The organism is Thioclava dalianensis (assembly GCF_000715505.1).
GTDB classification, from domain to species: Bacteria; Pseudomonadota; Alphaproteobacteria; order Rhodobacterales; family Rhodobacteraceae; genus Thioclava; species Thioclava dalianensis.
Genome location: NZ_JHEH01000006.1, coordinates 168,093 through 182,128, shown reverse-complemented (window position 1 = coordinate 182,128; position 14,036 = coordinate 168,093). Strand labels below are relative to the sequence as shown.

Annotated in this window: 15 protein-coding genes; 7 read left to right on the top strand and 8 right to left on the bottom strand. The window is 61.9% G+C overall.

The window, feature by feature from the left end; translation table 11 throughout:
• Nucleotides 1-32 precede the first annotated feature (32 nt).
• Both DL1_RS07575 and DL1_RS07570 read right to left on the bottom strand, forming a co-directional pair.
• Nucleotides 33-854 carry an ABC transporter ATP-binding protein gene (locus DL1_RS07575; protein WP_038064418.1) on the bottom strand — a complete coding sequence of 274 codons (822 nt, stop codon included), beginning with the start codon at nt 852-854 and terminating at the stop codon, nt 33-35.
• Nucleotides 851-2,830 (bottom strand): AMP-binding protein, encoded by a 1,980-nt coding sequence (locus DL1_RS07570; protein WP_038064416.1) that lies wholly within the window; start codon nt 2,828-2,830, stop codon nt 851-853. The genes DL1_RS07575 and DL1_RS07570 overlap by 4 nt, the downstream gene beginning before the upstream one ends.
• Nucleotides 2,831-3,044: 214 nt before the next feature.
• On the opposite strand from DL1_RS07570, the gene DL1_RS07565 reads away from it, so the two are divergent.
• From DL1_RS07565 to DL1_RS07550, 4 genes are all read left to right on the top strand, one after another.
• The gene (locus DL1_RS07565) at nt 3,045-4,952 is read left to right on the top strand and encodes a hybrid sensor histidine kinase/response regulator (protein ID WP_038064415.1); all 1,908 of its coding nucleotides are present in this window, start codon (nt 3,045-3,047) and stop codon (nt 4,950-4,952) included.
• Complete coding sequence (locus DL1_RS07560; RefSeq protein ID WP_038064414.1) at nt 4,949-5,659, top strand: response regulator transcription factor; 711 nt, start codon at nt 4,949-4,951, stop codon at nt 5,657-5,659. The genes DL1_RS07565 and DL1_RS07560 overlap by 4 nt, the downstream gene beginning before the upstream one ends.
• Before the next feature lie 107 nt (nt 5,660-5,766).
• Nucleotides 5,767-6,624 (top strand): 5'-nucleotidase, lipoprotein e(P4) family, encoded by an 858-nt coding sequence (locus DL1_RS07555; RefSeq protein WP_038064413.1) that lies wholly within the window; start codon nt 5,767-5,769, stop codon nt 6,622-6,624.
• Nucleotides 6,625-6,750: 126 nt separating this feature from the next.
• Nucleotides 6,751-6,993 (top strand): WGR domain-containing protein, encoded by a 243-nt coding sequence (locus DL1_RS07550; RefSeq protein WP_038064411.1) that lies wholly within the window; start codon nt 6,751-6,753, stop codon nt 6,991-6,993.
• A 16-nt stretch (nt 6,994-7,009) separates the two neighbouring features.
• Here the strand turns inward: DL1_RS07550 and DL1_RS07545 are convergent, their stop codons facing one another.
• The 4 genes from DL1_RS07545 to folK all read right to left on the bottom strand — a co-directional run bounded on the left by DL1_RS07545 (nt 7,010) and on the right by folK (nt 10,837).
• Complete coding sequence (locus DL1_RS07545; RefSeq protein WP_245739602.1) at nt 7,010-7,636, bottom strand: DUF2062 domain-containing protein; 627 nt, start codon at nt 7,634-7,636, stop codon at nt 7,010-7,012.
• A 63-nt stretch (nt 7,637-7,699) separates the two neighbouring features.
• Complete coding sequence (locus tag DL1_RS07540; protein ID WP_038064407.1) at nt 7,700-9,832, bottom strand: RelA/SpoT family protein; 2,133 nt, start codon at nt 9,830-9,832, stop codon at nt 7,700-7,702.
• Nucleotides 9,833-9,856: 24 nt separating this feature from the next.
• On the bottom strand, nt 9,857-10,213 hold the full coding sequence (gene rpoZ / locus DL1_RS07535; RefSeq protein WP_038064405.1) for a DNA-directed RNA polymerase subunit omega: 357 nt from the start codon (nt 10,211-10,213) through the stop codon (nt 9,857-9,859).
• 87 nt (nt 10,214-10,300) lie between these two features.
• Nucleotides 10,301-10,837 (bottom strand): 2-amino-4-hydroxy-6-hydroxymethyldihydropteridine diphosphokinase, encoded by a 537-nt coding sequence (gene folK, locus DL1_RS07530; RefSeq protein ID WP_245739620.1) that lies wholly within the window; start codon nt 10,835-10,837, stop codon nt 10,301-10,303.
• 163 nt (nt 10,838-11,000) lie between these two features.
• On the opposite strand from folK, the gene DL1_RS07525 reads away from it, so the two are divergent.
• Complete coding sequence (locus DL1_RS07525) at nt 11,001-11,564, top strand: LabA-like NYN domain-containing protein (protein ID WP_038064400.1); 564 nt, start codon at nt 11,001-11,003, stop codon at nt 11,562-11,564.
• An 85-nt stretch (nt 11,565-11,649) separates the two neighbouring features.
• A complete protein-coding gene (locus DL1_RS07520; RefSeq protein WP_038064399.1) occupies nt 11,650-12,096 on the top strand; it encodes a YqaA family protein in 447 nt (148 codons plus the stop codon).
• Nucleotides 12,097-12,105: 9 nt separating this feature from the next.
• Here the strand turns inward: DL1_RS07520 and DL1_RS07515 are convergent, their stop codons facing one another.
• Nucleotides 12,106-12,717, bottom strand: a complete 612-nt coding sequence (locus DL1_RS07515; RefSeq protein WP_038064398.1) for a L,D-transpeptidase — start codon at nt 12,715-12,717, stop codon at nt 12,106-12,108.
• 179 nt (nt 12,718-12,896) lie between these two features.
• On the opposite strand from DL1_RS07515, the gene dalA reads away from it, so the two are divergent.
• Nucleotides 12,897-13,412: a divisome-associated lipoprotein DalA gene (gene dalA / locus DL1_RS07510; RefSeq protein WP_038064397.1), complete on the top strand. Its 516-nt coding sequence runs from the start codon at nt 12,897-12,899 to the stop codon at nt 13,410-13,412.
• A gap of 66 nt (nt 13,413-13,478) precedes the next feature.
• On the opposite strand, the gene DL1_RS07505 is transcribed toward dalA, so the two are convergent.
• Nucleotides 13,479-13,979, bottom strand: coding sequence for a L,D-transpeptidase family protein (locus tag DL1_RS07505; RefSeq protein WP_038064396.1), 501 nt, complete (start codon nt 13,977-13,979; stop codon nt 13,479-13,481).
• Nucleotides 13,980-14,036 lie beyond the last annotated feature (57 nt).

Genomic DNA, 14,036 nt, shown 5'->3' with positions numbered 1-14,036 from the left:
CCTCCCTTGATGCAGGCGATGAGCTGCGCGGATCAGTCATGAGCCACCCCCAGATAGGCATCGACCACGGCCTGATTGTTGCGCACCTCATCGGGGGCGCCGTCGCCGATCTTCTTGCCGTAATCCATCACGACGACGCGGTCCGAGAGATCCATCACCACCCCCATGTCATGCTCGATCAGCACGATGGTCGTGCCGAACTCGTCATTGAGATCGAGCACGAAGCGGCACATGTCTTCCTTCTCTTCGACATTCATCCCCGCCATCGGCTCGTCGAGCAGCAGGATCTTGGGTTCGGCGGCCAAGGCGCGGGCCAGCTCGACCCGCTTCTTGAGCCCGTAGGGCAAACGTCCGACAGGCGTTTTCCGAATATTCTGAATCTCAAGAAAGTCGATGATCCGCTCAACCTTCTCGCGGTTTTCATACTCCTCGCGCGCCGCTCCGGTGAACCACCAGCCCGCCTGCGCGATCAGCCCCTTTTTCATATGGGTCAGCCGCCCCGTCATGATGTTGTCGAGCACCGACATGCCATCAAACAGCGCAATGTTCTGAAAGGTGCGCGCAATGCCGAGCCGCGCGATCTCATAGGGTTTCATCGGCCCGCGCCGGACGCCCTTGAACCAGACCTCACCGTCGCTGGGGACGTAAAAGCCCGAGATCACGTTGAGCATCGAGGATTTCCCGGCACCGTTCGGCCCGATGATCGCGCGAATCTCGCCGTCGCGAATGTCGAAAGAGATTTTCTCGATCGCGGTCAGACCGCCGAACCGAAGCGTGATATCCTTCAGCTCCATCACCACGCCGCCGATCTGGCGCCCATCCGCTGTGAGATAGCCCTCGTTCATATCCTTCATTCCGCAGCCTCCGCTACCGGCGCGGGCCCGGGCACGACCGCCGCGTCCTCGATCCGCAAGGTCGCGCGGATCTTGCCCTTGCGCCCGTCCTCATAGGTGACCTCGGTCTCGGTGTAGATCTCGGGGCTGCCATCGTAGAGCGCCGCGATCAGATCGTGGAACTTCTCACCGATGATACTGCGCCGCACCTTGCGGGTGCGCGTCAGCTCGCCATCATCCGCGTCTAGCTCCTTATGCAGGATCAAGAAGCGGTGGATCTGGCAGCCCGACAGCATCGGATCTTGCGCGATACTCTCGTTGACCGCCTCGATATGGCCACGGATCATCTCATAGACGCGCGGATGCCCGGCCAGCTCTTGATAGGAGGCATAGGACAGGTTGTTGCGCTCGGCCCAGTTCCCGACCGCCGAGAGATCAATATTGATGAAAGCGGTGCAGCGATCCCGCCCCGCGCCGAACACGACGGCCTCTAGGATCGCCGGATAGAACTTGAGTTTGTTCTCGACATATTTCGGCGCGAACATCCCGCCATTGGCGAGCTTTCCAACATCCTTCGCGCGATCAATGATGCGCAGATGACCGGTCTCCGTCTCGAAAAACCCGGCATCGCCCGTGGCCACCCAGCCCTCGGGATCCTTCGTCGAGGCGGTGCTCTCGGCGTTTTTGTAGTATTCCACGAACGTCCCCGGGCTGCGGTAGAACACTTCGCCACTCTCGGCGATGCGCAGCTCCACCCCCGGCGAGGGCACCCCCACCGTATCGGCGCGCACTTCACCATCGGGCTGCTGGGTGATGAAGACCGACGCTTCGGTCTGCCCGTAGAGCTGCTTGAGATTGATCCCGAGTGCGCGATAAAAACTGAAAATCTCTGGCCCGATCGCCTCGCCCGCCGTGTAGCCCACGCGAATGCGCGAATAGCCCAGCGTGTTCTTGAGCGGGCCATAGACCAGCAAATCGCCCAGCCAGTAGGACAGGCGCTTGCCCAGCCCGACCGGCTTGCCATCCAGAATGTCGGGCCCGACCGCTCGGGCGACCGACATGAAATGATCGAAGAGCCATTTCTTGACCCGCCCCGCATCCTCCATGCGGATCATCACCGTGGTCAATTGCTGCTCGAACACCCGGGGCGGCGCGAAGAAATAGGTCGGACCGATCTCGCGCAGATCGGTCATCATCGTGTCCGGGCTTTCGGGGCAGTTCACCGTGAACCCCGTCCAATAGGCCTGCCCGACCGAGAAGATAAAATCCCCCACCCATGCGAGCGGCAGATAGGCCAGCACCTCGTCATTGCGGTTCAGCCGGTCGAACTCCGAGCTGGCCTTCGCGGTCTCGATGATATTGCGGTTCGACAGCACGACGCCCTTGGGCTTGCCGGTTGTCCCCGAGGTATACAGCATCACGCAGGTGCTGTCGTAATCCAGCTCGGCAATCCGGCGGTCCAGCTCTGCCCCGAGGCGCTGCTGCGCCGCACGGCCCTCGGCCTGCACATCCGCCAGCGCATTCATCCGGGCATGGTCGTATTTCCGCATGCCCCGCTTGTCGGAATACATAACATGGGTGAGGGGCTGGATCTGGTCCTCGATCTCAAGGACCTTGTCGACCTGCTCCTGATCGCCCGCGACGACGAACCGCGCGCCGCAATGCTCCATAACATAGGCCATCTCTTCGGCAGCCGCGTCCTGATACAGCGCCACCGGCACCGCGCCGCACATCTGGCTGGCGACGATCGCCCAGTAATGGGCCGGACGATTGCGCCCGATGATCGCGACATGATCGCCACGCTCGACGCCAAGGTTCAGCATCCCCAGAGCGAGCGCCCGGATCTCCTGCGCGCTTTGCGCCCAAGTCCAGCTTTGCCAGATGCCGAATTCCTTCTCGCGATAGGCCGGAAGCGCGCTATAGCGCGCGGCATTCCGGGCCAGAAGCGCAGGAATCGAACGGGCAGTGTCCTGCCCCGTCGCGACCGCGTCAGCCAAATTGTCCTCCCTCGCACCGGTTGCCCGGCATCTCCCTCTCACAAACAGGCGATTCCTCCGCGCCCATTGCGGCATGTCCTTACGCTCGCTGTCAAAGTTTTCGTGAAGGTTTCGTGAGTGTAACGAATCCTTTCACCACGCGCCGTCCCCGAAAGCCGTGTTTACGCGGGGCAGCTCGCGGTGCTAGCGATAGTCACGCGGGGGAGAGGGCGGAATGGTAGCGGAACGCACGGATGAGCGATTGACGCGGGCGGGGCTGAACCTGATCGGGCAGGCCCTGTCGATCTTTGACAGCGAGCTGCGGCTGGCCGTCTCCAACGCGCAATACCAGCACATGTTCGACCTTCCCGAGACCCTGACGCGCAGCGGCGCCTCCTTCGAGGACACGATCCGCTATCTCGTCGGGAAGGGGGAATACGGCCCGGTTGAGGATATCGAGGCCGCCGTGCGCGACCGTGTCGACACCGCCCGCGCCTTCGCGCCGCATTACATGGAGCGCACCCGCGCCAATGGCCGCACGATCTCGGTCGAAGGGGCACCGCTTCCGCAGGGGGGCTGGATCACCGTTTATACCGACATCACCGAGATCAAACGGCAAGAGGCTCTGCTGCGCGCCCGCTCCGAGGAACTCTCCGAGCAGGTGCTGGATCATGCTGAGGCTTTAAGCGCGGCCAACCGGGCCTTGGCGGCAACCAATGCGGCGCTCGAAGAAGCCAAACGCGAACTGACCCTGACCGAAGCACGCACCCGGCAGGTCACCGAAATGATGCCCGCCCATATCGCGCATGTGGATCGCGACTTCATCTATACGTTTTCCAATCGCAAACTGTCTTCGGTTATGCCCGGCTCGCAGCCCGATGTGGTGGGGTTGCCCGTGCAGGCGGCGCTTGGCGCCGAGACCTTCGCCCGGATTCGTCCGGGATTTGAGCGCGCGCTGGCAGGCGAGCCCGGCGTGACGGAGATCACCCATGAGCCCTCGGGGCGGCGCATCCGCATCGCGCTGACGCCCGACCAGACAAGCGATACCGAGGTCGGCGGGGTCTTCATCCTCTCCACCGATGTGACCCACGAGGCCCAGACCCGCGCGGCCCTTGCGCAGACCGCCAAGCGCGAACTGGCCGCCAAGCTCAGCTCGGGTCTGGCCCATGACTTCGCGAACCTTCTGACGATCATACTCGGCCTGCAGGGGCGGCTTGAGCGGATGGACGGCCTGCCGGGCGAGGCTGAGGAAGCCGTGCGCGCCACGCTCGCAGCCGCCCGGCGCGGCGGCATCCTGCTCGACCGTCTCGCCAGCATGTCAGCGCCGCGCGCGCTGCGCCCGCAGGCAGTGCGGCTGCCCGATCTGCTCGAGGATCTGGTGGCGATGGCGCGCCCCACGCTCGGCACCGCGGTGGCGCTCAGCGTCGCGCCGCGCGATCTCGACGCCCCGATCCTGCTTGATCCCGGCCCCTTACAGGACAGCCTTCTCAACCTCGTGCTCAATGCCAAGGACGCGATGAGCGCTTCTGGCGGGACGATCCGCATCACCGCCCATCCGGTGCGCGACACATGGGTGGAAATCTCGGTATGCGACGACGGCCCGGGGTTTTCCGAGGCCGCCTTGCGCCATGCGCTTGATCCCTTCTTCACGACGAAGGGCGCGAAAGGGTCCGGGCTGGGCCTGTCGATGGTCTATGATCAGACCAAGCTCGCCGGGGGCACGGTCCGCCTGCACAACACCGCGCAGGGGGCGCAGGTGACGCTGCGCCTGCCGCTGCGCCCTGCCCCGCCCAAAATAGCGCCGATGATGATCCTTCTGGTCGAGGACGACCCCGAGATCCGGGCCACGATCCGCGAGATGCTGCGCGGCATGGAGCATACGGTCGTCGAGGCGGGCTCTGCCGCAGAGGCCGAGGCGCTTCTGACGCTGCCCGATATCGACCTCGTGCTCTCGGATATCCAGCTTGCCGGGGAGCGCACCGGGATCGATCTGGCACGAACCGTCGGCACCCGCTGCCGGATGGCGCTGATCACCTCTTTGCCGCCGGGCGATCCGCTACGCGCCGCCGCCCCCTGCCCGGTGCTCACGAAACCCTTTGTCGCAGCCGAACTGGCCGCGCTGCTCTCGGGAGTCACGCCATGACCGCAGACCAACCCCTCGTGGCGATCCTTGATGACGAGCCCGAGATCCGCCAGCTTTTGTCGCAGGCGCTCCAAGAGGCCGGGTTCCGCACCACATGCTTTGGCCGCGCCACCGAGTTCGAGGCCGGATTGAAGCGCCAGCCCCCCGATGTCTGCCTCGTCGATCTGGGCCTGCCCGATCGCGACGGGCTGGCGCTCGTGCACCGGCTGGCACTGGAATCGGGCGCGGCGATCATCATCATCTCGGGGCGCGCTCAGGTTCAGGACCGCGTCACCGGGCTGGAGCTGGGCGCCGATGACTACATCATCAAACCCTTTGACCCCGCCGAAGTTGTCGCGCGCATCCGCGCCCGCCTGCGCAAGGGGCGCGGCGATGGCGCGCAACGCGCAAGCCGTGCCCAATTTGCAGGCTGGAGCGCGCATTTTGATCGCTACATACTTTGCGATGATCAGGGCCATGAAACGGCCTTCAGCCATGCGGAGGGCGAGGTGCTGCGGCTCTTTCTGGAAAGCCCCAATCGGCTGATCAGCCGCGCGCAGATGCAAGAGGCCCTTGGCGGCGCGGCCGGGGAAAGCTTTGATCGGGCAATGGATGTACGAATTTCACGGCTGCGCACGAAGCTTGGGGAAGACCCCAAGAACCCGCGGCTCATCAAGACGATCTACGGCGCTGGCTACATCTTTCTGGGCGATGTGCGCTGGGGGTGATCTCACGTCATGGTGAGCAGTTTGCTCTTGATGTTTTCCCGTCCACGCCGCCAGATTTCACAATCGATACCGGGCGCATGAACCTCGGACCAACATGGAGAGAGACGATGAACTATAAGGCCCTTCTCGCGGCGAGCGCTGCAGTGCTGACCCTCGCAGCCCCCCAGAGCTTTGCGCAAGACGCCAAAGCCCCCGCCCCCAACGATCTTTTGAACGCAACGCTGTGGATGCAGAACTCGGTCGAGTACAAAGCCGTGACGATGGGGCTGTTCCAGCTTGCCAAGATCCGCCTCGATGAGGCGCTTGCCGATAAGAAATGGACGGCTGTGCCCGACAAGGAGAGTGCGGGATATGAGGACAAGCCGATCGCGATCATCGCCGATCTCGACGAGACCCTGCTCGACAATAACGGCTATCAGGCCTCGCTGGTCACGCGCGGCACCTCGTTCAGCTCCAAGGAATGGACGGATTGGGTCAATGCCGAAGACACCAAGGCCACCGCGGGTGCCGTCGACTTCCTGAAATATGCCGACAGCAAGGGCGTCAAGATTTTCTACGTCACGAACCGGACGAAGGACGAAGAGAAAGGCACGCGCGCCAATCTCGAGAAGCTGGGTTTCCCGATGGGCGGCAATGTCGACACCCTGCTGACCAAGAATGAGCAGGACGGCTGGGGCTCGGCCAAAGAAAACCGGATCGCCTATGTTGCCAAGGATTACCGCGTCGCGCTGCTGATGGGCGACAACCTCGGTGATTTCTCGGATGTCGCGAAAGGCACGGTTGAAGAGCGTCACGCCTTCCTCGACAAGACCAAGGATAACTGGGGCAAGACATGGATCATGTTCCCCAACCCCGAATATGGCTCGTGGGAATCCGCAGCTTTCGGCGGGGACTGGTCGAAATCCGAAGAGCAGCGCCGTCAGGACAAAATCGATGCGCTGAAACCCTGGACTCCCACCAAGTAAGCGCAGCGGTTCTCAAGCCGATCGAACGGGGCCGCCCTGCGCGGCCCCGTCTCGTTTGCGCTTTTTTCTGGCAATGCCACGACAACTCTGATTCAGTTCACGAAACTGAGATGTAAGGGCACTGCCATGCTCAACCTCATATTGCATACCCCGAATGCAGGCCGATTTTATCGCGTCGAGATCTCCGACAACCTGTTTGGAGAATACACGGTGCTGCGCGAATGGGGCCTGCATGGCTGCGCGGGCAGTCAGTGCCTGCGCTGGTTTTCCAATCTGCGCGATGCCGTCACCGCCGCCGAGAGCGCACGGCGGCGGGCGCAGAAACGCGGCTATCTGCTGATCGAGGCGGGCGCGGCCCACGCCGCCTGAGCCCCGCACCCCTCCGTCACAGGCGTGGCGGTTTGATGGGTTTCTCATCGCGCTTCATCCGCGCCCGGATCTTCTCAAGCCGCGCCTTAAGACGTGTGCGGCGGCGGTTCTGATAGGCGGTGATGATCGGCAGAGAGACGTAATAGCAGATCGTCGCGGCGATTATCCCTGGCACCAGCCCCCCCACAAGATAGGGCAGCCAGACATCGGTGAAGAACCGCTCCAGCCCGCTCCACTCGGCCCGATCGGGCGTGAACATAGCCCAGAAATTGTGCAAGAGATCATGGCTCGCGGCCTGAAACGTGCTCAGCAGCCCCTCGGGCGGACCGTTGTCAAAACGGTCCCCAAGGATCTTGTGTCCCAGCTTGACCGAGAACACCGCGATGATCGGGAAGGTCACCGGGTTGCCGAAGAATGTGGCGAGGATCGCGGCAAGGATATTGCCCCGAATGATCAACGCAACGGCCGCGGCACTCAGGAAATGGAAGCCGAACAACGGCGTGAAAGAGACCAGAACGCCGGCCCAAACCCCACGCGCGATACGATGCGGGCGGTCGGGAAGGCGGTTCACGCGGTGTTTGACGTATTGGAAAGCGCGCGCCCAGCCCGAGCGCGGCCAGACCGCCTCGCGCAGGTTCTCCATGACGCTTCGCTTATGACGCCTTCTGAACACCACGCCCCTCCCTCTATGCGCCGATCCTGGCGGCTACGGCTTGCGTGACAAATCGCGAATCCTCTTTATCTGCGCGACGTCGCTTTCCGCCTCCAGCGCGGTCAACAATCGGTGCAAATGCTCAGCATCGCATAGCTCCACCTCAACGAGCACCGAATAGAAATCAGGTTTTCGGTCAATGAAGTTCAAGTCCGAGATATTGGCCTTTTGCTGTCCGATCAATGTGCAAATATGACCCAGCACCCCGGCATCGTTGGAAATCGTGACTTTCATCGTCGCGGTATAGGCGGGCGGATGCTGCCCCGACTTCCAATGCAGATCGACCCAGCGATCCGGTTGCTCTTCGAATTCCTCAAGCGCGGGGCAGTCGATGGCATGGATGACCACGCCCTGCCCGCGATAGGTGATCCCGACGATGCGCTCGCCCGGCAAGGGCTGGCAGCAATTGGCGCGAGTGAAGCTCTGATCGGCGCTCAGACCAAGAACCGAGCGGCTGGGCTCGATCTCGCTGTCGCTGTGACGGGCGGCCAGTTCGGGGTAGAGCGCTTCAAGCACATCACTTGAGGCCAGCTCCGCCGAGCCCAGACGCGCGAGAACCTCACGCTCGTCGGGCAGACCGAGCGTCTTGGCTGCCGTGCGCAGAGCCTTGTCGGTGACTTTGCGCCCGACATGTTCGAAGGCCACGCGCGCCAGCTCCGCCCCCAGTTTGATGAAACGCCCCCGATCTTCCTCGCGCAGGCTCTTGCGGATCGCCCCCTTCGCGCGCCCCGTCGCCACGATATCGAGCCATGTCGGCTGCGGACGCTGCCCCGAAGCGGTGATCACCTCGACCGACTGCCCGTTCTTGAGCCGGGTCCAGAGCGGCACGCGAATGCCGTCGACCTTGGCGCCGACGCAGCTATTGCCGATCCGGGTGTGGATCGCATAGGCGAAATCGATCGGCGTGGCCCCCTTGGGCAGCTTCATCACATCGCCCTTGGGCGTGAAGCAAAACACCTGATCGGAATACATCTCGAGTTTGACGTTTTCGAGAAACTCGTCGTGATCCGCATCGCCATCGCCATCCGAGAACCGCTCGTTGAGCGAGGCCAGCCATTTCGCCGGATCGACGGCGAAAGGGTTCTGCGCCCGCTCACCATCGCGGTAAGACCAATGCGCGGCCACGCCGGCCTCGGCGACTTCGTGCATCTGGCGGGTGCGGATCTGCACCTCGACCCGCTTGCCATCGCGCCCCGACACCGTGGTGTGGATCGAGCGATAGCCGTTGGTCTTGGGTTGGCTGATGTAATCCTTGAACCGCGTCGGCACGACACGCCAACGGTGATGGATCAGCCCCAGAACGCGGTAGCAGTCCATTTCGGAGCGGGTGATGACGCGAAAGCCGTAAATGTCGGACAGCCGCGAGAAGGTGAGCTGCTTTTCCTCCATCTTGCGCCAGATCGAATAGGGGCGCTTGGCGCGGCCAAACACATCCGCATCGATGCCCTCATCCTCCAGCAACGCCCGGATATCTGCGGTGATCTTGGGGATCACGTCGCCCGAATCCTTCTGCATCCCGACAAAGCGGCGGATGATCGAGGTGCGCGCCTCGGGGTTGAGCACCTTGAAGGCCAGATCCTCAAGCTCTTCGCGCATCCATTGCATCCCCATGCGACCGGCCAGCGGCGCATAGATCTCCATGGTCTCGCGGGCTTTCTGGGCCTGCTTTTCGGGACGCATCGAGCGGATCGTGCGCATATTATGCAACCGGTCCGCCAGCTTCACGAGGATCACCCGCAAGTCCTTGGACATCGCCATGAACAGCTTGCGGAAGTTCTCCGCCTGCTTGGAGGCGGCGTTGGACAGCTGAAGATTGGTAAGTTTGGTGACCCCGTCGACCAGCTCGGCGATCTCCTCGCCAAAGAGCTCGGTCACCTCGCTATAGGTGGAGCGGGTATCTTCGATCGTATCGTGCAAAAGCGCCGTGATGATCGTGGCGTCATCGAGACGTTGCTCGGTCAGGATTGCCGCCACGGCCACGGGATGGGTAAAATACGGTTCACCGGAGTGGCGAAACTGCCCCTCATGCATCTCATGCCCGTAGGCATAAGCGCGACGGATCAGATCCGCATTGGTCCGGGGATTGTAGTTGCGAACAAGCGCGATCAGGTCTTCGACGTCGATCATGCGCGCCCGTTCCGCCCCTATCGCTTATTCGCGGCCCTGCGCGTCCATCAATGCGCGCAGCATGCGCTCTTCGGACATATCGTCCTCGACCGCACGGTCCGGGGATTCGCCGCCCATCAGAAGCGCCATCGAGTCCTCTTCGGGCTCGTCGACCTCGATCTGGGTCTGGTTGCTCTCGATCAGACGCTCACGCAGATCATCAGCCGATTGGGTTTCATCCGCGATTTCACGCAGAGCCACGACCGGGTTCTTGTCGTTGTCGCGTTCAACCGTAATCGGCGAGCCGGCAGCAACTTCGCGTGCCCGGTGGGACGCAAGCATTACCAGTTCGAACCGGTTCGGAACCTTGTCGACGCAATCTTCAACCGTCACGCGGGCCATGAGCAACTCCAGTAGCACTTTGGATCGAAGGCCTTACCTAGCCCCCCGCCCCGGAAATGACAAGCGTCCTTTGGGTGCGATCCCCTGTCAAATCGGGTGAATTTGCGCTTTATCCGCCTCGGGAAGCGCCTCACACATCTCGCGCACGCTCCGCCCGCTGACCGGATGGCGCCAAAGCGGCGCAATCTCGACGAGGGGAATCAGGACGAAACCACGGTCCTGCAAGCGCGGATGCGGCAGGATAAGCCGCTCTGGCGTGTGCAACATTTGATCGGGAAGCGACAAGTCGCGCCAATGAGCAAATTCCTGCCGACTAGGCAAAACACGGTCTTCATAGGCCAAAAGATCGATATCGACGACCCGTGCCCCCCAGCGATGAGTGCGCGCGCGACCCAGCTCGGCCTCGACCTCGTGAAACGCCTCAAGCGTCGCATTCGGCGTCAGATTTGTTTGCAAAATGCAACACGCATTGACAAAATCGGGTCCTGAGCCCTCCGGGAATGCCGGCGTGCGCCAGAACCGGCTGATCGCCTTCAGCTTGAAATGCCGCAATTTTAAAAGGATCAAAGCTTCAGAAACAGCGGCCTCGGGACCGTCCGGACCCCGACTTAGATTGGCCCCCATCGCACATAAAAGTGAGTTGTCCATTTAGACAGATTCCTTAGCCCTTGCATTCTGCGATATGTCGATGGACACATCTCGAGCGCCTGCGCTTTTTTGCAAGCTGTTTGGTAAATCATCCGCCGCGTCCTGTAACGGAACTGCGGACTTATATTAAGAGGTTCACATGTTCTACAAAGACGAACGGCTTGCACTGTTCATTGATGGGTCGAATTTATATGCAGCCGCAAAGGCGCTTGGCTTCGACATCGACTACAAACTCCTTCGGCATGAATTCGAACGGCGCGGGAAACTTCTGCGGGCGTTCTACTACACGGCCCTTCTGGAAAACGAAGAATATTCCCCGATCCGTCCCCTCGTCGACTGGCTGAACTATAACGGCTACGCGATGGTGACCAAACCGGCCAAGGAATACACCGATTCCATGGGACGCCGGAAAGTCAAAGGCAATATGGATATTGAACTGGCGGTCGATGCGATGGAACTCGCGCCCCGGCTGGATCATATCGTGCTGTTCTCAGGAGATGGCGATTTCCGCCCGCTGGTCGAAAGCCTTCAGCGTCAGGGCTGCCGCGTCTCGGTGGTCTCGACGATCCGCTCGCAACCGCCGATGATCGCGGATGAGTTGCGTCGTCAGGCCGATAATTTCATCGAGCTGGAAGCCCTGCGCGACGTGATTGGTCGCCCGCCGCGCGAACCGCGCGAAGACGAGCTTGAAGCGGGGAACTGACCCCCACCCGGAATACGTTACATCTTGAATGGCGCGCGGAGCTTCCTGCGCGCTTTTTCATATCTGCCGTGGAAGGACGCGCGCCATGATCTTCAACGCCGCCCTGATCGGCCTGTTCTTCTCGGCCATGCTGGCGGCCTCACCGCTGCCGTTGCAGTCCGAAATCATCTTCGTGGCCCTGCAAACGGCGGGCGAACAGTCGATCTGGGCGATGATCATCGTCGCGGGTATCGGCAACACGCTGGGCGCGCTCATCACCTATGCGCTTGGGGTGGGAATCAATCACTGGCGGGATCGCAAATGGTTTCCCGCGTCACAAAAGCAACTCGACCGCGGGCATCGCTGGCTGGACCGCTGGGGCGCGCCGCTCTTGCTCCTGAGCTGGGCGCCTGGCGGCGATCTGATCTGCCTCGTGGCCGGGGTGTTGCGCATGAACCTTTGGCTGTTCACACCGCTGGTCCTCGTGGCCAAGACCGGGCGATACGCGGCGCTCGCATGGGTCACGGCCAAGGCCATGGGCTACACGCAGTAACCGCGCGGCTTAGATCAACAGCACCTGCGTGCCGACGTTCGAGAGCGCGAACAGCTCCTGAATATGCTCGTTATAAAGCCCGATACAGCCGTTGGAACTTTTGCGCCCGATCTTGCGCGTGTCATGCGTGCCGTGGATGCGGTAGTATTTCCACGACAGGTAAAGCGCATGCGTGCCCAACGGATTGTCTGGGCCGGGCGGCACGAAATCGGGCCATTCGGGGTTGCGCCGCTTCATTGAGGGCGTCGGCGCCCAGCTCGGCCCTTCGACCTTGCGGGTCACACGCGTTCGCCCCAGCCGGGTCAATTCTGCCGAGATCGGCACCGAGGTTGGATAAAGCTTGTAGATGCTTTGATCCGCCGACCAGTAATGCAGCCCCCGCGAGACCGTATCGACAAGGATCGCCCCGCCCCGCAACGAGGTGAAATAGGGCCGCCAGTCGCGCGCCGTGAAACTGGAGATATTGCGGCGCTTATTGGTATAGGCGTTCTCTTCAACCGTGCTGGCCGTGTAGTCATAGACGGCCTGCGCCAAGGACGGCGTGGCAAGCCCCGCCCCGCCAGCCGCAGCGGCGCCGGTCAGAAAGGCACGACGGCCAACGATATTGCGCGTTTGGGTCATGGGGCCCTCCGAATAGGATCGAGCGTGACTGCTCAACGTTAGGTAAACATAATGTGAGCGCGAACTGCGCGCAAATCAAACTGCCCGGACGACCTATCCAATGCACGTCAGGAGGGTTTGCGCGAGGAAAGGCGAAAGTGTATGGGACATGACAGGCTTATCGAGGGAGTCCTAAAACGATGATGCGCGCCACAATTTTTGCGATTTCCGCCATGCTGGCCCTCGCGGCCTGCGATCCCGCCAACCAGCAGCCCAAGCTCGGCCCCGACGGGCTGCCGCTGCAAAAAGTCTATACCATTACCAGCCGCGATGCGCAGGTGATCCCGGAGCGCGTGCTCGAATCGGTGAACTCCCTGCGTTCGGCGCGTGGCGCGCCCCCGCTGGCGCTCAACGCGGATCTCACGACCGCCGCCCTTGCGCATTCGAAGGACATGGCCGCGCAGAATCGTCCGTGGCACTGGGGCTCGGATGGCTCCTCGCCGCTCTCGCGCGCCCAACGCGCAGGCTATACCGGCAATGTGCTGGGCGAGAACATCTCGGAGACCTACGAGACCGAGATGGAAACCCTCTCGGCTTGGATGAACGTGCCCGATACGCGCGACGTGATCCTCAATCCGGCGGCCACGCAGATGGGCTTCTCGTGGTACCAAGAACCCACGGGCAAGATCTGGTGGACCATGGTCATCGGCAACTGAGGCCATTGATCTTAAACGAAAAGGGCCCCCGTCGGGGCCCTTTGCATATCCGGCGCTTGATCGGTCTCAGGGGAAGATGAAGATCGGCGTGCCATCGCGCACCATCGCATAGATCTCGCGGATCTCCTTGTCCTTCACAGCGATGCAGCCCGCCGTCCAGTCGCGCCCTTTGCCCTTGTTCTTGCCATCGCGGCCATGGATGAAAATATCCCCGCCCGCCTTCTTGCCCAGCGAGTCCGCATAGGCGACCTGCTGGGGGGTCGGATAGCTGATCCCGATCGAGAGGTAATAGGCCGAATTCGGATTGCGGCGGTTGATGTAATAGAGCCCCTCGGGCGTCTTGCCGTCGCCTTCGAACTGCTTCGGCCCAACCGGATCCCCGCCAAGCGCGATGTCATAGCTCTTGAGCACCTCGTCGCCGGACAGAAGATACATCATCCGCTTGGATTTGAAGATCTGGATCTGCGTCACGGGCGGGCCGTTATACGCAATGAATTTGCTGGAATCGCCGCAGGCGGCCAGCACGGCGAGTGCGGATGCGCCCAGCAGAAAGTTTCTACGGTTCATGATTGGCCTGCTCGAAGTTATGTTCGTTTTGTCCAGTGATACCCGATTTGCAGGGCC